Origin of the sequence: Tenacibaculum sp. Cn5-46, from assembly GCF_022347705.1 — a bacterium.
Lineage (GTDB): Bacteria > Bacteroidota > Bacteroidia > Flavobacteriales > Flavobacteriaceae > Polaribacter > Polaribacter aiptasiae.
Genome location: NZ_JAKRGD010000006.1, coordinates 228,066 through 245,340 on the forward strand (window position 1 = coordinate 228,066; position 17,275 = coordinate 245,340).

A 17,275-nucleotide genomic window follows, 5' to 3' on the forward strand; every position below is an offset into this window, starting at 1 on the left:
ATTAGAACTATTCAATAAACTCTGAATACATTATAAGCTGAATATAAAACTCAGCTTATAATTAAACTATTAACTATTTTGGTTTAGATAAGTTATAAGTTACTCCTATAAAAAAGGCTCCTTTATAAACATCATTATACCTTATTTCTAAATCATTTGTATTTACAAACAAATTATTCTTATCTAAATTTCCTCTATCCAGTACTTTTACATTAGTAAGTGAATATCCCAATGTAAACACCATTCTATTCTTTTCTGTAAACAAAAAGGAAAGTCCTCCATAAAAACCTAAAGTTCCATTAGAATTCATACTCAACCCCGTTGAAAGCGCTGGCTGAAAACCATCCGAAAAACTTTTATATACATGTAGCATTCCACCTAAAGCATGCGTTACTTTACTCGTTTCTGCTTTCTGTACTCCTTGTTTCCCCATATCTGTTTTATATGAAAAGTTCTCATCTCCTATAAAACTTAACAAATAACCAGAACTAAAATTCACCTTCCATTTATACCTAGTTTTTAATTGAATAGACTCAAAAGAATGTACAACCTTGCCTTTGGCATCTTTTAATTTTGGCGTTAAAGTAACTATATCATCTAACAACTGATATGAATCAGTATATACTGCAAAACTTTCTTCTTTAATTTTTCTATACAAACTTAAGCCTTCAACCACTTTCTCTTTAATCATTTTTTGGGTTTCTGGTTTAACTAAAGAATCTCTTAGCTTATTTACATAAGCCATTTCTTTTTCAAAATACTTTTTCCTTTCAACACTTACCGATGCTTTCTCTACTTTAAAAACCGTTTTTTTATCACCTGCTTTTAACTCTCCAGACAGCTGGAAGTTTTCTGCCTTTAGTGTTTTATTAATAGAATCGTAGTCAAGTTTTATTGCACTATAACTTTCCAACAACTCACCTATAGTATTATCTATTTCTTCCAAATCTTCAGTAATATTGGTGTCAAATGTCCCTGCATAATAAGAAGCTACATTAGCTTTTAACACCTTTAAATCTCTAATAAAAATAGAATCTTTTAATTCAATATTCAATCGATCTTTAAAAGACAAATAGTTATTTATTTTGTAAAGATTTGCAATAAACTTTTGCTTATTTTCTAACAGACTTTTTTTCAAGCTCGTTAAATCTTTACTTTCAATAGGCTGATCTGACTCTCTTTCTGGTTGAATATCCCCTTCACCTCCAGTTGCTCCTCCCCCTTCTACATCTTTAAAAATTTGAGGTATTTCAAAAACAGGAGTTTCTCCTTTTCCTTCAATACTACCATTAAGTTTAAATACATTAACATTGGTTATTTTAAACTTTACAGTATTTCCATACCTATACTTTTTTTGTGGGTAGGTATTAAGACCAAAAGGATTGATAGTTATGATGGTATCTTTTTTTTGAGAATAAAGTGATACCGCTAAAAAAAGTAATACAAAAAGTATAATTTTATTCATGACAATAGCTTTTTAGATTAGTTACTGTCAAAATTATATTGAAATACACCTTGTTTTAATACCTATAAGTAGGTATTATACTATGGTATACCTCCCTTATTTACTGCATTATATATTTTGCTACGTTGCTTTATTTTCTTTTTCAGTTTTTTGTAAGAATATTTACGCTTCTTTTTTCTATCTGACCTGCCTTTTATAAAACCATAAACTTCATTTGATTCAGGAAAATACTCCAAATAATTTTCAGAACATCCGTCAATATGATAATCATCTTTTCCTTCATTTGGTAAATTATACGACGACTCTACTGTTTTATACAATGAAAATATATAATACTTCCCTTTTTTAAATCCTGAAACACTTAATTTAAAATCATTACCATTACTTCCAAAAACTTCAACAATTTTTCGTTTCTCTCTTCCTTTAATCACTTCAATTATCTCCACTGTTATTGATTCATAAAAGTCTTGATTTTTTTCAAAAAGATAATCTTCAAACTCTGCCTTATCTTTCTGATTAATAGTTTTATTATCTTCAAAATGATAATACTTTTCAAGCACTCTTACTTTTACAATAAGCTCGGAATATTTGGAAGCCTTTATAAAATTCCCTCCCCAATTACAATCACTAGCACAACTTAAACTTGAGAAAAGTATAAGAAGTGATACTAATATCTTTTTCATAGTTATTTAATATTTTCAAAGCCATTCTTTTTCAACTCATCATCATTCTTTCTCAGTTACTCTATCTTTTTATAATAAGTAATTGATAAACCACTTGTAATAACAGTTCTATCATCCTTTCTTTCATTTCCTGTTTTATACATCATAAGATATTCTTTGTTTTTATCTGTTTTTAACGACCAGATAGTTTTATCAGAAAACACAACTCCTGTTAAGTCTGTAAAGTAAGTAAACTGTTCTGTAAATTTTATCTTTTGTTGTTGAGTTAAGTTCTTTCTCTTAATCTTATGATTGTAGAAATCTATTTTATTCTTTGTAATTACAACATATCTTTTAATCGGTTTACTACTATCCTCTTTTAAAGGAATGCAATCCTCACAACGTGAGGAAACATACTCCCACTTCCCGATTATTTTATGCATTAAGTTTTTACGATCAATAACTTTTAAAGAATCAATAATACCTTTTGCTTCTTTCTTATTAAAAATTATATTGTTTTGTATTGCTTTCTGGACAAGAACTATATTTGTAAAGTTTGTTTCAAACTTTATTTCTCTAAAATTTTGAGAAACTAAAACTTTAGGAATGAATAAAAATAGCAGTATTGGAAATATCTTTTTCATAAGTTACAGCAAACTTCTTTATACAAACAGCTAAAGTTTATATAATTAAATTTTAGTGGTAAATATAGCAATTTTCAAAAGCAAGGCTATTCACCACTAGTCAGAGACTAGCGGGAGCGGGATATGCATTATACATCTTGTTAGCGGTAGTTATTTATTCCACTTTTAAGTTCTGTCTCTCAACTAGAAAGTCAAAAGTTAATTCGAATAAGCCTTTTCCATCTACTACTGCATTCCAAGCTCCATGTCCTGCGGGGTTGCCATTCGGTAGTAGTAGAGTTACCAATCTGTTGTAAATACCCAAAGAATTGTAAATCTCTTGTAGTTCAAGTGCTTCTTCATAAGGCGTAACAAGATCCTGTGCAGTACCGTGCCCCATGAACAATTCAGGATCGGTACCGTCATACCTGTCGTATTGATTCAAATCATAAACCGCTTCAAATACATCTAATTTTATATTCGAACCCCAGAAATAAACCATACTTCTCACTTTGTAAGATTCATTTAGGTTTGTAGTAGAAAGTGTTGGATCATCGCTAATGGTAATTTCGTCTCTAAAGTCTTCTTGATTTGAAATTCCCAAAGCAATTGTAGTGATAGCCCCTGCAGAAGCTCCACCTACTGTAATAAAATCTTTATTTATGTTATAGGTGTTTGCGTTAGCAACTATCCAACGAAGAGCTGCTTTTGCATCCCTTTGGGCAAGATACATAGCAGTAGCTTGCTGAACTTCATCTGCATTCTTTGCTCCTTGCAAAGCATTTTCAATCCATTCTTGAGGTGCAATTCCACTATAATACGTATATAATTGTTCTGGAGTCATTCCTTGTATTATACCAAGTTCTTCTACCGTTCTATAATCTATAGATGCAAAGACCCACCCTCTTGAAGCATAATAGTTTGCCATCTCTACAATTTCAGGCTTCGTCTTTGTTCCTCCTTTAAATCCACCCCCATGAATAAACATAAAAACAGGTCTATTGCTATAATTATTATCAGGATAGTACAAATCTAATTTTAGAGGAATTGCAAAAGAGGAATTGCTTGTTGCATTATGACTAAGTCCATCAGCATAAGTGATATCTTCTTCTTTTAAAACCGTGTAAGAGGATTCAGCCTTTACTACTGGCATTCCATTTACTGGTAAAATTGGTTCATTTTTACTACAAGCAGTTAATAATAATACCGCGAAAATTGTTAAGTAAGCTATTTTATTCATAACCAACACATTAATTACATTTCTTTCTTGGACTGTGTTTTTTCACAAAGGTTTAATTACCGTAATTTATTTATATACTCATAAAAGTACTGTTATACAATCTCTAAATTACTATTTACTTTTTTGATTAAGCTTCGAAGACCCGTAAACAAAGTAAGGTTTTACCCTATTTCTTCTCTTTATCTATAATCCACAAACAGCAATTTTTCATTTTTTTTCTTTCAGCGAAGCTCGCTGATGGTTTCGTACAATTTCAGGAGCGTCAGCGAAGCTCGGGGAAGCTTTTGCAGAGTTTCGAAAGCGTCAGCGAAGCTCGCTGATGGTTTCGCAAGCTTTTTATTGGATCAGCGAAGTCCGCTGATACTTTCGTTGAATTTTTATTCATCTTGTTAAAAATCAACCTTTTATTTGTCAAATATTTGACTTTTCTTTGTCCTAGCTATGACAACATTCATTGCTAGTACTCTCCACTCCCTATTTATTGAATTTAAAAATTTGTTATTATGACGACAGCTTATCTTACGCGCTATCGAAATGGAGAATATCTGCAATACATGAAAGACGTTCTCGTATTAGTAAATCTTCAAGATGTTGCTCTTTTAGAGTTAACCGAGCAGCGAGATACTTTAAACTCTTTAACCAATCAAATAGACGAGGCTTTCTTACAAAGTTTAGGCAGTGCTTTAACCCAAGAAATTATTTTGTTTGACGAACGTAGAGACAAAGCTTTTATAGGGATTAAAACCCTACTTAGTGGCTATACCTATCATTATGATACTACACAACAAGACCACGCTAAAAATATTCTACTTAGTATTGATATTTACGGTAAAGACATTACCCGAAAAAGCTATCAGGAAGAAACCGCTATTATTAATAGTTTAATCAACGATTTAGAAACCAAACCCGAGTTAATTGCTGCTATCAACGCAATAAACATTTCCGATTGGGTTAACGAGTTAAAAACCTCTAACCAAGCCTTTGGTTCTAAATACATTGAACGTGTAGGAGAAACTGCCGCCAATCCTATTACCAATATTACCGAGCTAAGAGCTACTACAAGTGCAGCCTACAGAACTTTAATCAGCCATATTCAAGCACACAATGTATTGGGTAACAATACAAGTTATGCAACTCTTTTGGAAGAAATAGATGTTTTAACCAAACAATACAATTTGGTGTTAGACAACAGAAGTAACACCCCTAACGATGTCACGCCTGCGACGAAGGACAGTGAGAGTAATTCTCAGAACAATCAACCCCTATAAGAAGAATGCCCTTCTTAAACAATGATTGTTACGCCATTGCGTTTGGAATGTTTGTAGAGTAGCCTGCTCCACATTAAAAAGGTTCTTTATAAAATATTGCTTCGTAATGGCGTTGTCTATTTTACCTAGACTATTAACCTTTCAAAAAAGCAGTAATCTCTGCTACTACTTCTTCTAATTCCTTAGACAACTCAGCACTATTCCAAGGATGTCTTACATTAAACACATGATCTGCTCCTTTTATAACAGCCAGTTCATTTTTTGAATTCCACTCGTTAAGCTCTTTTGCTTCGCTTATTGAAATAGAAGTATCATGATCCCCATGAATAATTAAATGTGGAATTTCTAATTTTTCTTCAGCAGCTTTTATATTTAATCGTGCCTCGTTCTCTTTAAAGTCTGTATAAAACTGATAGTAATGTGGCATTTGCTGTTTGGTTCTTCCATTAACAACATATTTTACTCCAGTTTCTTTCCATTCCTTTAAATTACCAACGGTAGCTGTACGTTTTCCAAAATCACTAATACTCGCCAAAGTAATGAGTTTTTGAATTCGATTATCTTCAGAAGCTTTTATAATGGAAATACCACCTCCTCTACTATGACCTATTAAATGAATATTGTTCGTATTGATATGAGTATTTCCTGAAAAATAAGCTTCAACCCAATCTAACACATCGTGTAAGTCATCCAACTCCTTGGTATAATTATTATTTCCGAAAGCTTCTAAATCAGGAAAATCAATAGGGTTTTCAACGGTTCCTCCATTATGAGAAAAGTTGAACTTGACAAAGCAATATCCCGATTTCGCTATCGATTCTGCCATCAAATCCCAAGCTCCCCAATCTTTAAATCCTTTGTAGCCATGGCAAAAAACTACCACAGGTTGCTGCCTCGTTTCTTTTGAAAAAAAGGCATCCAGCAAAATTGGTTTCTTATCGGTTCTTTCTAAAACTATATTTTTTACAATTTCCATACAGTTCCAACAAACTAAGCGGTTAACTCTCTAAATAAGCTTTCTAGATTTTTGTTTTCGGTATTCAACCCTAGAATTTTTAATCCGTTTTCTTGAGCAAAATCAAATATTACTGGACGCATATCTTCAGTAGATTCAAAAGATAAAATCCAGTTATTTTCTGTCGTATTTTTAAATGAAGTAATATTCGGTAATCGCTTTATAAACTGTTCTTCCAATTTATAATCAAAGGTTACTCTAATTACTTGCTCATTACTAGTTTTTAGTTCAGAAATTGGTTTATCAATTACCAATTCACCTTTGTTTATAATCACCACACGGTCGCACATAGCTTCTACTTCCTGCATAATGTGTGTAGACAATAAAACTGTTTTGTCTTTTCCTAATTCTTTGATTAATTCTCGAATTTCTACCAACTGATTCGGATCCAATCCTGTAGTTGGCTCATCTAAAATCAACACTTCTGGATTGTGCAAAATAGCTGCTGCCAATCCAACTCTTTGACGGTATCCTTTAGATAATTGTCCTATTTTTTTATGCGCTTCTACTCCCAAACCTACTTGCTCTATTACTTCCGCTACTTTGGTTTTGGCTACTTGATGTATAGACGCTTGAAACTGTAAATACTCGCGTACATACATGTCTAAATACAAGGGATTGTGCTCTGGAAGGTATCCTATTTTCTTTTGAGCTTCTATAGGGTTTTGAATCACATCAATATCGCTTACCATTACAGTACCTTCTGTAGGCTGAATAAATCCTGTTAAGATTTTCATGGTAGTTGATTTCCCTGCCCCGTTAGGTCCTAAAAAACCAACAATATCTCCTTTTTTAGCTTCTAGGCTAATTCCGTTAACAGCTTTTTGTGTACCGTATGTTTTAGTTATAGATGTAAGTTGTATTGACATAAATTATTTTCTTACGTAAGAAACGAAACTATAATCGTATTTATTTTTATCGTCTGCTTTAAAATTTTCTCTCGAAACCTCTTCCCAAATTGTAGGATCTATTGTTGGAAAGAAAACATCGGCTTCAAACTCGTGGTGTACTAGGGTAATGTCTAGTTTATCTACCAATCCTTTTTCTATGGCTTGTTGGTAAATTTGCGCACCTCCAATAATAAAGATATCAGAATCTTCTTTTGCCATGTTTAAAGCTTCTTCTATTGAATTGGCTATAAGACAACCGTCTTTAAAATAATCGTTATTTCTAGTAATGATAACGGAAGTTCTATTAGGCAAAGGTTTTCCTATGCTTTCAAAAGTATTGCGCCCCATTAAAATATGGTGTCCCGACGTTACTTTTTTAAAGCGCTTTAAGTCTGCTGGAAGATGCCATATTAAGTCATTATCTTTTCCTAAAGCATTGTTTTTTGCTATTGCAGCAATAATTGTAATCATAAATATAATTTAATGAGCCTTACATGCTCTTAGCCCATTCCTTAATATAACCGGTTAAATCTCTCTTAGTTGTAACAGCCTCGTCCGTTCTTACATTATCTATTAAAGTCTTTATTGCGACTAAAATTTCCTCATCATTTATTTCTGCTATTTTTTCGTACAGATCGTCCTTTAAAACATCAATATTTGTAGTCATTTTATTACTTTTTTGGTTCCTCTTACAAATTTACTAAAGAAACCTTTTAAAATAAAGTTAAATTACACGGCTACAACACCTTTAATATGAGGGTGTGGATCGTATCCTACTAGCTCAAAATCGTCAAAGGTAAAATCTTCTATATTGGTAATTTCTGGATTAATTTTCATGGTTGGCAATGGTCTTGGATCGCGCGATAATTGCAACTCCAATTGCTCCATATGATTGTTATATATATGAGCATCGCCAAAGGTGTGAATAAACTCTCCTGCTTCATATCCGCATACTTGTGCCATCATCATGGTAAACAAAGCATACGATGCTATGTTAAACGGTACTCCTAAAAAGATATCGGCACTTCGTTGGTATAACTGACACGATAACTTTCCGTCCGCTACATAAAACTGAAAAAATGCATGACATGGTGGTAATGCTGCCTTACCGTTGGCTACATTTTCTGAAAATGATTTTGTTGTATCCGGTAATACCGAAGGATTCCATGCAGAAACTAACATTCTTCTACTATTCGGATTCTTTTTAAGCGTTTCAATTACCTCTTTTAACTGATCTATTTCATCACTGTTCCAGTTACGCCATTGGTGTCCGTATACGGGTCCTAAATCGCCATTTTCATCAGCCCACTCATTCCAAATTCGCACGCCGTTTTCTTGCAAATACTTAACATTGGTATCGCCTTTTACAAACCAAAGAAGTTCGTAAATAATCGATTTTAAATGTAACTTCTTAGTAGTTACCATCGGAAAACCTTCACTTAAATCAAAACGCATTTGGTATCCAAACACACTTTTGGTTCCAGTTCCAGTTCTATCGCCTTTCTCATTTCCGTTTTCTAAAACGTGCTTTACTAAGTCTAAGTATTGTTGCATTATTCTCCCTTTAATTTGGGTATAAAAATAAAAAAGCATCGATAAAAAATATCGATGCCTAAAAAATTGTTTTCAGGAAGTTATTAACTATGAACTTTTATTAAGCCCATACACACCTGTTTCCAAAACAGTAACCATAGTCGCAAAATTCAACTCCGTTAGGTAATCTTGAACAACACATGTTGCTACCTTTACAATAGGTTCTTCCACCTCCGTTGATTTGAACTTGTTCTTGTTTTGACAATGCTTTAAAACCGTTTAGATTTTTTAAGTTTTTCATAATTTATGATTTAAGATTTCGGGTGATATAAATATATCAAAAAAAGTGTTAAAAATGAGCGAATTACATAAATTAAAGTCATTTATTTTTAGTCCTAACTCGCACACCTTGAAAACACTAGGGGGATCAAAAATCAGTCAATAAAAAAGCTTCAATAATTACTATTGAAGCTTTTTTATATTTTATATATCGTTATTTTTTATCCGATAATCATACCTGCAATGGTTGCCGACATTAACGAAGCGATAGTACCTCCGATTAATGCTTTCATTCCAAATTCCGATAAGGTTTTACGTTGTCCTGGTGCTAAAGAACCAATTCCTCCAATTTGGATTCCAATCGAAGCAAAGTTGGCAAATCCACATAACATATACGTTGCCATAATAATTGACTTGTTGTATGTTAAATGTGTTGCGCTTGCTACATTTTTAAGTTCAGCTAACTGAATGTATCCAACAAACTCACTCGCTGCTAACTTAATTCCTAATAACTGCCCCATTAAAGCCATATCTTCTTTTGCTACACCTATTAACCACATTAATGGTGCAAATACATATCCAAGAATTGCTTCTAATGAAAACTTAGCATACGATGTATTTTCTGCCATCCAAGTATTTAAATTGGTAATGTCTCCTACCCATCCTAAGATTCCGTTAATCATTGCAATAAATGCAATAAATACTAATAGCATTGCTGCTACGTTCATGGCTAAGTTTAAACCTTCTGTAGTTCCGTTGGCAATCGCATCTAAAATGTTTGAACCAATTTTTTCTGAAGAAACTTGTACATCTGTATTTACCTCCTCAGTTTGAGGATATAAGATTTTAGAAATAATAATAGCTCCTGGTGCTGCCATTACTGAAGCTGCTAATAAGTGCTTTGCATATAATAAACGTAAAGCTTCATCATCACCTCCTAAGAAACCAATATAAGCTGCTAATACCGCTCCTGCTACCGTTGCCATTCCTCCTATCATTACTAATAAGATTTCTGACTTATTCATTTTTTCTAAATATGCCTTAATTAACAAAGGTGCTTCTGTTTGTCCTAAGAAAATGTTTCCTGCTACCGATAAACTCTCTGCTCCCGATATTTTTAATACTTTAGAAAGTAACCAAGCCAATCCTTTTACTACCTTTTGAATTAATCCTAAGTAGAATAATAATGAAGTTAATGCCGAAAAGAAAATGATGGTTGGTAATACTTGGAATGCGAAAATGAATCCGAATGAACTCATATCCGATACTAAACCGCTAAATAAGAATTCACTACCTGCTCTTGTAAAATCTAATACACTTACAAATAAACTACCTACCCATTCAAAAGCCTTTTGAACAAATGGTATTTTTAATACTCCAATAGCAATTAATAATTGGAAAGCCAATCCTAAACCAACAGTTTTCCAATCGATGTTCTTTCTGTTTGAACTGAATAAAAAAGCAATAACTAATAAAGCAAGCATTCCAATAGCTCCTCTAAACAAACTATTCATAGAAAATCCTTGACTAGGAATAATAGCGCTTGTTGCTTTTTTCTCTTCAACTACTTTTTCTACAACCGCTACCTTCTCTGGTGTTGAAGTAAACTTATACAGTACGTTTTTTTCAGATAATGTTAACGCGTCCTCTGTAAGTTCTACAACGTTATAGTAACGAACCGTGTCGTTAGGTTGTTTGTAGTTAAAAATTAATAAGTTGTTTTGATGAATATAGTTTCCTCCTGCTTGTAAACTATCTTTTGCTACTAATGAGTACTTAAAATCTCCTTTTGTTAAATGTAAAACATCAGAAGGATTTATTGTAACCACCGAGTTTCCATCGGTAGTAGTTATAGACGAAAAATTCCACTTTTTCTCTATGCTTTGCCCAAAAGTTACTATTGATGCACAAAGCATTATGAAAGTAAATAATTTCTTCATTTTATATATTTAATTTAAGAACGTTTGCTGATTTCATCGCGAATTTTCGCGGCCATTTCATAATCTTCGTTTGCTACAGCTTCGTTTAGTTGATCGTGTAGTTCCTGTAGTGATAAACTCGCGTATCGGTCTTTTGCAGTCGCTTCTTCCTCTTCTAATGAGAACTCTATTTCTTCAGACTCTAAATCTTCTTCAATAATTAGTTCCTCATCCAGTTTTAGATAAATACCTGCTTTATCTAAAATGTTTTCATAGGTGTAAATTGGTGCATTAAAACGGACGGCTAATGCTATCGCATCGGATGTTCGTGTGTCAATTACTTCTTCTTCGCCATCTTTTTCACAGACTAAACTAGAATAAAACACACCATCAACCAGTTTATGTATAATAACCTGTTTGACCGCAATAGTAAACCTATCGGCAAATGTTTTAAATAAATCGTGTGTAAGTGGCCTTGGGGGACGAATTTCTTTTTCTAATGCTATCGCAATAGATTGTGCTTCGAATGCTCCTATAATAATAGGTAACGTTCTTGTTCCTTCCATTTCACTTAATACTAACGCATAAGCTCCACTTTGGGTTTGACTGTACGAAATTCCTTTAATAGTCAGCTTAATTAAACTCATTTATCAATTATCGTAATAACAAAAAAGCTGTCTAATTTTAGGCTCTTTGCTTAAAATTTAGACAGCCTTTTAAGAGGGCACAATTTACTAAAAATAATGAGTTCACCTCAAATTTAAGTAAAAAGAAAATTTACCCAATTAATTTATGCTTGTTTGAACGCTTTTAATTTCTCAATTAATTGTGGAACAACTTCAAAAGCATCACCAACAATACCGTAATCTGCAGCCTTAAAGAAAGGTGCTTCAGGATCGGTGTTGATTACTACTTTTACCTTAGATGCATTTACCCCTGCTAAGTGCTGAATTGCTCCAGAAATACCGATAGCGATGTATAAATTTGAAGCTACTGGCTTACCAGTTTGTCCAACGTGCTCGCTATGAGGACGCCATCCTAAATCTGAAACTGGCTTAGAACATGCAGTTGCAGCACCTAAAACTCCAGCTAATTCTTCAACCATTCCCCAGTTTTCTGGTCCTTTTAATCCTCTACCTCCAGATACAACAACATCTGCGTCTGCAATTGTAACAGTACCTGATGCTTTGTTAATGCTTTCAGACTTTACTCCTAATTCTGGTAATGAAGCATCAAATGACTCAGCTGAACCGCTTACTGCGTTTTCATGCGCTCCGTAAGAATTCTTTGCTACACCAATTACTCTTTTCTCTGTAGTAACCTCAGTATTGTTAAATCCTTTGTTTGAAAAAGCTTTTCTCTTTACAACAAATGGACTTGTGCTACTTGGTAAAGCAACTACGTTAGATGCTAATCCAGCCTCTAAAGCTACTGCTACTAATGGAGCAACTGTTAAACCATCAACACTAGAATCGATAACTACAGTGCTTGCTCCTTGAGTTTCCGCTACTTGTTTAATGATTGACGCATATGCTTTTGCATTAAAAGAAGCTAAGTCGTTTTTTACTTCCACTACTTTTTCAGCACCGTATGCATATAATTCAGAAGCATCTCCTCCATTGATAGTTACTACTACCATGCTACTCCCTAACTGCTCTGCTACTTTTTTTCCGTATGAAACTACTTCAAAAGCAGTTTTTTTAAATTTTCCTTCCGATGAATCGGCAAAAACTAATACAGACATATTTTATATTTTTTATATCACTAATAAGAAAGAAAGGCTAATTAATGGTTGCTTCTTATTCTTATTAATAATGAGTTTTTAAATTTTACTACTAAATTGCTTTTGCTTCGTTGTGTAATAAGTCGATTAATTCATCAACATTATCTACTAACTTCACTGCTCCTTTTTCTGCTGGTCTCTCAAACGTTTTCGTAGCTGAACTAGCAGCTGCTCCAGTTGGTTCCACCACAGATAATGGCTTTTTACGTGCCATCATAATTCCACGCATGTTAGGAATACGTAAATCTTTTTCCTCTACAATTCCTTTTTGTCCTGCAACAATCATTGGTAAAGTTGAAGAAACTTTTTCTTCTCCTCCATCAATTTCTCTATCTAATGTAGCATTCGTTCCATCTACCTCAATACCAACACATCCGTTAACAAAGTTATAATCTAATAAAGCAGCTAACATTCCCGGTACCATTTGACCATTGTAATCTGCAGATTCTTTTCCTGCTAAAACTAAATCGTACCCTCCGTTTTTAACAACTTCAGCTAATTCTTTAGCTACCATAAAACCATCAGTTGGCTCAGCATTTACTCTAATTGCATCATCCGCTCCAATAGCTAATGCTTTACGTAAAGTAGGCTCCGTTGAAGCACCTCCAACATTTACTACAGTTACGCTTGCCCCCTGTTTTTCCTTAAACCACATTGCACGAGTTAAACTGAACTCATCGTAAGGATTAATTACAAACTGAACTCCATTCGTATCAAACTTTGTATCGTTCTCCGTGAAGTTAATTTTTGATGTAGTATCAGGTACGTGACTGATACAAACTAATATTTTCATATATTGCTGTTTTTAAGAAACTTAATTTTGAGTGACGAAGTTACGTCTTTTTTTTAATTTATTATGCGCGCATAGTAAATTTTTTACTTCTATTTAATTCTCTAGAAATCACTACAAATGTAGGTAATGATTTGTTTAAGTTAAAAAACTATTTTTTAGTTCTATTTTTACTATTTTTGCACTCTTGATAAACAACTACTTATAAAACGTATGAAAACAGTACAATTTAGAGAAGCTATTTGCGAAGCTATGAGTGAGGAAATGCGCAGAGATGAAAGCATTTACTTAATGGGTGAGGAAGTAGCTGAATATAATGGAGCTTATAAGGCTTCTAAAGGAATGTTAGATGAATTTGGTGATAAGAGAGTAATTGATACTCCAATTGCTGAATTAGGTTTCGGTGGTATTGCAGTTGGTTCAGCAATGAATGGAAATCGTCCAATCGTTGAGTACATGACCTTTAACTTCTCTTTAGTTGGTATCGATCAAATTATTAATAATGCAGCTAAGATTCGTCAAATGAGTGGTGGTCAATTCAATTGTCCTATCGTATTTAGAGGTCCTACTGCTTCTGCTGGTCAATTAGCAGCTACACACTCACAAGCTTTTGAGAGCTGGTATGCTAACTGTCCTGGATTAAAAGTAATTGTACCTTCTAACCCATATGACGCTAAAGGATTATTAAAAGCGGCTATCCGTGATGACGATCCAGTAATTTTTATGGAGTCTGAGCAAATGTATGGTGATAAGATGGAAATTCCAGAAGGAGAATACATCATCCCAATTGGTGTTGCTGACATTAAAAGAGAAGGAACAGATGTAACTGTAGTTTCTTTTGGAAAAATTATTAAAGAAGCCTACAAAGCTGCTGAAGAATTAGCGAAAGAAGGTATTTCTGTTGAAATTATCGACTTACGTACAGTTCGTCCAATGGATCATAACGCAATTTTAGAATCTGTTAAGAAAACAAATAGATTAGTAATCTTAGAAGAGGCTTGGCCATTTGGAAGTGTTTCTTCAGAAATTACTTTTAGAATACAAGATGAGGCATTTGATTATTTAGATGCTCCTATCAAAAGAATCACAACAGCTGATACACCAGCACCATATTCTCCAGTATTATTAGAGGAATGGTTACCTAATGCTAAGGATGTTGTAAAAGCTGTTAAGGACGTTATGTACCTTAACAAATAAGAAAAGAAAAAAAGAAATTGAAAAGAAATTAAAATCCTTTTGACCCATGTCAAAAGGATTTTATAGTAATAAAAAAAATGAGACTAAGACTTACAACATTATTAGTATTCATAACCAGTGTGTTATACTCTCAACTTACATTAAAAGGTAAAGTTGTTGATGAATTCGACAATCCTCTACCATATGTAAATGTAGTTATGAAAAATACTATTTATGGAACTACCACAGATGATGATGGTCGATTCTTTTTAAAAACAAAAAAATATAGAGGTACTGTAGAAGTCTCTTTTCTTGGATTTCAAACACAAACATTTAGTGTAAGTGAAAAAACAAGGTTTTTAAATATTGTACTAAAAGAAGAGAGTAATCAATTAGATGAAGTTGTTGTAGTTACAAGACCTAAGAAGAGGCTAAAAAAGAAAGAAAATCCTGCTTACCGAATTTTACAAGAAATTTGGAAACGAAAAAGAAAGAATGGTTTAGATTTAGTTGATTACTATCAATTTAAAAAGCATAAAGCTATTGAAATAGGTATAAACAACTTAGATACCGCTTTTTTGAAGAGAATATTTAAAAAAGAATACAAGCAAGCTATACAAGAAGTAAAATATGATGATGATGGTGTAAACTATTACATTCCTATATTCTTAAACGAAGAAGTTTCTAATGTATATGGTAATAATATTACTAAAGAAGTTAGAAATGATATTGAAGCAGAAAAATCTGAAGGATTGGGTGCTCAAGGATTTGTTTTTGATAGAATGTCGAATACTTTTCAGAATATTGATGTATTTAAAAACAACATTACCTTACTACAAAGATCTTTTGTAAGTCCATTATCTACGGATGGTTTCGCTACATACGACTATGTGCTATACGATAGTATTACCAAAAACGATAAAAAACTTTACAACATTTACTTCTTCCCTATTAGAGAAGGTGATTTAGCTTTTGAAGGAAACTTTTGGGTAGCCGATAAAAACTTCTCTATCAAAAGAATAAAAATGAAAGTTCGTAAAGAAATTAACTTAAACTTTGTAAGAGGACTTTCATTTGATAAAGAATTCGAAGTTCAAAACGATTCTATTTATCTTCCTACTAAAAATGCCTATGATGGTGATTTTACCTTTATAGATAAAAGTGAAACCAACAAAGGTTTAACCATCAAAAAAACAATCATGTTCAAAGACTATGTACTAGACAAACCTTTGGCTGAAAATTTTTACAAAGAAGAAATCGTTAAGATAAGACCAGATCAATTTGAAAAAGATAGTACTTATTGGGCTTCAACCGATTCTCAAGAAACTAAATCGACATATCAACTTATAGAAAAAGTTAAACAGAAAAAACAAATTAAGAACCTAACGGGTGTTATTAATACTGTAGCTAGCGGGTATATAAACACAAAATTTGGTGTACAATTTGGACCTTTTTGGACTGCGTTTGCTAAAAACGAAATAGAAGGATTTAGAACGCGTGTTGGTTTTAGGACATTTAAAACTAAAGACGATAGATTTAGATTGAACGGTCATGTCGCTTATGGTTTTAAAGACAAAAAGTTTAAGTACGGTGCCGAGGCTCGTTATCTTTTATCTTACAAACCTAGAATTGCTGGTGGTTTAGCTTACCAAGATGACATTGAACAATTAGGAAGTGTACTTTTTAACACAACTCAACTTTTAGGAAATAGTTTTGGTACCTCTGCCCTATTTACACGTGGTAATAACCGTTTTCTTTCAAGAGTTAAAAAAGTAGCTATTAATGTTGATTTTCAAATTAAAAACAACCTTCATGTAGGTTTCAATTTAACAAGGTCTAATATTGTTTCTGCTGCTCCAAGTTTATTTTCTATTAATTATTTAGATGAAAATGGAGCTTTAAGAGATAGAGTTGTAGACGTTTCTTCAGATGTATATGTATCTTATACTCCTGGAAGATTTGTATATGGTTATGGTGTAGAAAGACGTTTTGGAAGAAACATTTACCCAAGGCTAATATTAAATTACAAAAAAGGACATAGTGGAATTTTAGATGGAACTCACAACTATCACAAGTTACAGTTTCAGTATAACCAACCTCTATTACTGGGGAAATTTGGAGTTTTAGACGCTACATTTGAAGCTGGTAAAACTTTTGGAACTGTGCCTTTAAGTTTATTAAATCCTATACCAGCCAACCAGTCTTTCTCTTTAGTTAGAAACACATTCAGTTTGTTAAACTTTTATGATTTTGTAACAGACACCTATACAGCCACTCACTTAGAACACCACTTTAACGGATTCATTTTAAACAGAATTCCTTTAATCAAGAAATTAAAACTAAGAAGTTTGGTTACTTTTAGAGCAGCTTACGGAACCATATCAGATGCAAACAGAGCTATAAACCGATCAGACATTAGTTATAATACTCCTGAAAAACTGTATTATGAATACGGATTTGGTATTGAAAATATTGGATATGGAAACCTTCGTTTCTTAAGAGTTGACGCTATTTGGAGGTCTGATTATGCTTTACCTGCAGGCTCTACAATTGCTCCAACTCCAAAGTTTGCAATTCGTATTGGAATTAGACCTGGCTTATAATCATTCTTTTAACCATAAAATAACAGTAA

Annotated in this window: 17 protein-coding genes; 3 read left to right on the forward strand and 14 right to left on the reverse strand. The window is 33.0% G+C overall.

Going from position 1 to position 17,275, the window contains the following annotated elements:
- Positions 1–73 precede the first annotated feature (73 nt).
- The 4 genes from MHN29_RS13640 to MHN29_RS13655 form a co-directional block, all read right to left on the reverse strand.
- Positions 74–1,465 carry a hypothetical protein gene (locus MHN29_RS13640; protein ID WP_235275112.1) on the reverse strand — a complete coding sequence of 464 codons (1,392 nt, stop codon included), beginning with the start codon at positions 1,463–1,465 and terminating at the stop codon, positions 74–76.
- An 80-nt stretch (positions 1,466–1,545) separates the two neighbouring features.
- On the reverse strand, positions 1,546–2,148 hold the full coding sequence (locus MHN29_RS13645; protein WP_235275113.1) for a hypothetical protein: 603 nt from the start codon (positions 2,146–2,148) through the stop codon (positions 1,546–1,548).
- Between the two features lie 56 nt (positions 2,149–2,204).
- On the reverse strand, positions 2,205–2,771 hold the full coding sequence (locus tag MHN29_RS13650; protein ID WP_235275114.1) for a hypothetical protein: 567 nt from the start codon (positions 2,769–2,771) through the stop codon (positions 2,205–2,207).
- Between the two features lie 154 nt (positions 2,772–2,925).
- On the reverse strand, positions 2,926–3,990 hold the full coding sequence (locus tag MHN29_RS13655; RefSeq protein ID WP_235275115.1) for an alpha/beta hydrolase: 1,065 nt from the start codon (positions 3,988–3,990) through the stop codon (positions 2,926–2,928).
- A gap of 554 nt (positions 3,991–4,544) precedes the next feature.
- Between MHN29_RS13655 and MHN29_RS13660 the strand changes: the two genes are divergently transcribed.
- Entirely contained in the window at positions 4,545–5,258 is a 714-nt protein-coding gene (locus MHN29_RS13660; RefSeq protein ID WP_235275116.1) for a DUF6261 family protein, read from the forward strand.
- 133 nt (positions 5,259–5,391) lie between these two features.
- Here MHN29_RS13660 and MHN29_RS13665 read toward each other — a convergent pair whose 3' ends face one another.
- The 10 genes from MHN29_RS13665 to MHN29_RS13710 all read right to left on the reverse strand — a co-directional run bounded on the left by MHN29_RS13665 (position 5,392) and on the right by MHN29_RS13710 (position 13,470).
- Positions 5,392–6,234: a S9 family peptidase gene (locus MHN29_RS13665; protein WP_235275117.1), complete on the reverse strand. Its 843-nt coding sequence runs from the start codon at positions 6,232–6,234 to the stop codon at positions 5,392–5,394.
- Positions 6,235–6,248: 14 nt separating this feature from the next.
- A complete protein-coding gene (gldA, locus tag MHN29_RS13670) occupies positions 6,249–7,142 on the reverse strand; it encodes a gliding motility-associated ABC transporter ATP-binding subunit GldA (protein WP_150901099.1) in 894 nt (297 codons plus the stop codon).
- 3 nt (positions 7,143–7,145) lie between these two features.
- Complete coding sequence (locus MHN29_RS13675) at positions 7,146–7,634, reverse strand: dihydrofolate reductase (protein WP_235275118.1); 489 nt, start codon at positions 7,632–7,634, stop codon at positions 7,146–7,148.
- Between the two features lie 19 nt (positions 7,635–7,653).
- Complete coding sequence (locus MHN29_RS13680; RefSeq protein WP_175578758.1) at positions 7,654–7,830, reverse strand: hypothetical protein; 177 nt, start codon at positions 7,828–7,830, stop codon at positions 7,654–7,656.
- Between the two features lie 62 nt (positions 7,831–7,892).
- Positions 7,893–8,717 carry a thymidylate synthase gene (locus MHN29_RS13685; RefSeq protein WP_235275119.1) on the reverse strand — a complete coding sequence of 275 codons (825 nt, stop codon included), beginning with the start codon at positions 8,715–8,717 and terminating at the stop codon, positions 7,893–7,895.
- Between the two features lie 100 nt (positions 8,718–8,817).
- Complete coding sequence (locus MHN29_RS13690) at positions 8,818–8,997, reverse strand: hypothetical protein (protein ID WP_235275120.1); 180 nt, start codon at positions 8,995–8,997, stop codon at positions 8,818–8,820.
- A 199-nt stretch (positions 8,998–9,196) separates the two neighbouring features.
- Entirely contained in the window at positions 9,197–10,915 is a 1,719-nt protein-coding gene (locus tag MHN29_RS13695) for a NupC/NupG family nucleoside CNT transporter (protein WP_150901103.1), read from the reverse strand.
- Positions 10,916–10,929: 14 nt separating this feature from the next.
- Entirely contained in the window at positions 10,930–11,541 is a 612-nt protein-coding gene (locus MHN29_RS13700; protein WP_235275121.1) for a bifunctional nuclease family protein, read from the reverse strand.
- 143 nt (positions 11,542–11,684) lie between these two features.
- Positions 11,685–12,638: an electron transfer flavoprotein subunit alpha/FixB family protein gene (locus MHN29_RS13705; RefSeq protein ID WP_235275122.1), complete on the reverse strand. Its 954-nt coding sequence runs from the start codon at positions 12,636–12,638 to the stop codon at positions 11,685–11,687.
- A 91-nt stretch (positions 12,639–12,729) separates the two neighbouring features.
- Positions 12,730–13,470 (reverse strand): electron transfer flavoprotein subunit beta/FixA family protein, encoded by a 741-nt coding sequence (locus MHN29_RS13710; RefSeq protein WP_150901106.1) that lies wholly within the window; start codon positions 13,468–13,470, stop codon positions 12,730–12,732.
- Between the two features lie 210 nt (positions 13,471–13,680).
- Here MHN29_RS13710 and MHN29_RS13715 point away from each other — a divergent pair, with 210 nt between their 5' ends.
- The gene (locus MHN29_RS13715) at positions 13,681–14,664 is read left to right on the forward strand and encodes a pyruvate dehydrogenase complex E1 component subunit beta (protein ID WP_150901107.1); all 984 of its coding nucleotides are present in this window, start codon (positions 13,681–13,683) and stop codon (positions 14,662–14,664) included.
- A 77-nt stretch (positions 14,665–14,741) separates the two neighbouring features.
- Entirely contained in the window at positions 14,742–17,246 is a 2,505-nt protein-coding gene (locus MHN29_RS13720; RefSeq protein ID WP_235275123.1) for a DUF5686 family protein, read from the forward strand.
- Positions 17,247–17,275 lie beyond the last annotated feature (29 nt).

Coding starts and splice junctions, on each gene's coding strand:
- gldA (WP_150901099.1), bottom strand. CDS start 7,142: ATGTCAATACAACTTACATCTATAACTAAAACATACGGTACACAAAAA.
- MHN29_RS13695 (WP_150901103.1), bottom strand. CDS start 10,915: ATGAAGAAATTATTTACTTTCATAATGCTTTGTGCATCAATAGTAACT.
- MHN29_RS13665 (WP_235275117.1), bottom strand. CDS start 6,234: ATGGAAATTGTAAAAAATATAGTTTTAGAAAGAACCGATAAGAAACCA.
- MHN29_RS13710 (WP_150901106.1), bottom strand. CDS start 13,470: ATGAAAATATTAGTTTGTATCAGTCACGTACCTGATACTACATCAAAA.
- MHN29_RS13680 (WP_175578758.1), bottom strand. CDS start 7,830: ATGACTACAAATATTGATGTTTTAAAGGACGATCTGTACGAAAAAATA.
- MHN29_RS13720 (WP_235275123.1), top strand. CDS start 14,742: ATGAGACTAAGACTTACAACATTATTAGTATTCATAACCAGTGTGTTA.
- MHN29_RS13660 (WP_235275116.1), top strand. CDS start 4,545: ATGAAAGACGTTCTCGTATTAGTAAATCTTCAAGATGTTGCTCTTTTA.
- MHN29_RS13640 (WP_235275112.1), bottom strand. CDS start 1,465: ATGAATAAAATTATACTTTTTGTATTACTTTTTTTAGCGGTATCACTT.
- MHN29_RS13715 (WP_150901107.1), top strand. CDS start 13,681: ATGAAAACAGTACAATTTAGAGAAGCTATTTGCGAAGCTATGAGTGAG.
- MHN29_RS13675 (WP_235275118.1), bottom strand. CDS start 7,634: ATGATTACAATTATTGCTGCAATAGCAAAAAACAATGCTTTAGGAAAA.
- MHN29_RS13705 (WP_235275122.1), bottom strand. CDS start 12,638: ATGTCTGTATTAGTTTTTGCCGATTCATCGGAAGGAAAATTTAAAAAA.
- MHN29_RS13650 (WP_235275114.1), bottom strand. CDS start 2,771: ATGAAAAAGATATTTCCAATACTGCTATTTTTATTCATTCCTAAAGTT.
- MHN29_RS13645 (WP_235275113.1), bottom strand. CDS start 2,148: ATGAAAAAGATATTAGTATCACTTCTTATACTTTTCTCAAGTTTAAGT.
- MHN29_RS13655 (WP_235275115.1), bottom strand. CDS start 3,990: ATGAATAAAATAGCTTACTTAACAATTTTCGCGGTATTATTATTAACT.
- MHN29_RS13690 (WP_235275120.1), bottom strand. CDS start 8,997: ATGAAAAACTTAAAAAATCTAAACGGTTTTAAAGCATTGTCAAAACAA.
- MHN29_RS13685 (WP_235275119.1), bottom strand. CDS start 8,717: ATGCAACAATACTTAGACTTAGTAAAGCACGTTTTAGAAAACGGAAAT.
- MHN29_RS13700 (WP_235275121.1), bottom strand. CDS start 11,541: ATGAGTTTAATTAAGCTGACTATTAAAGGAATTTCGTACAGTCAAACC.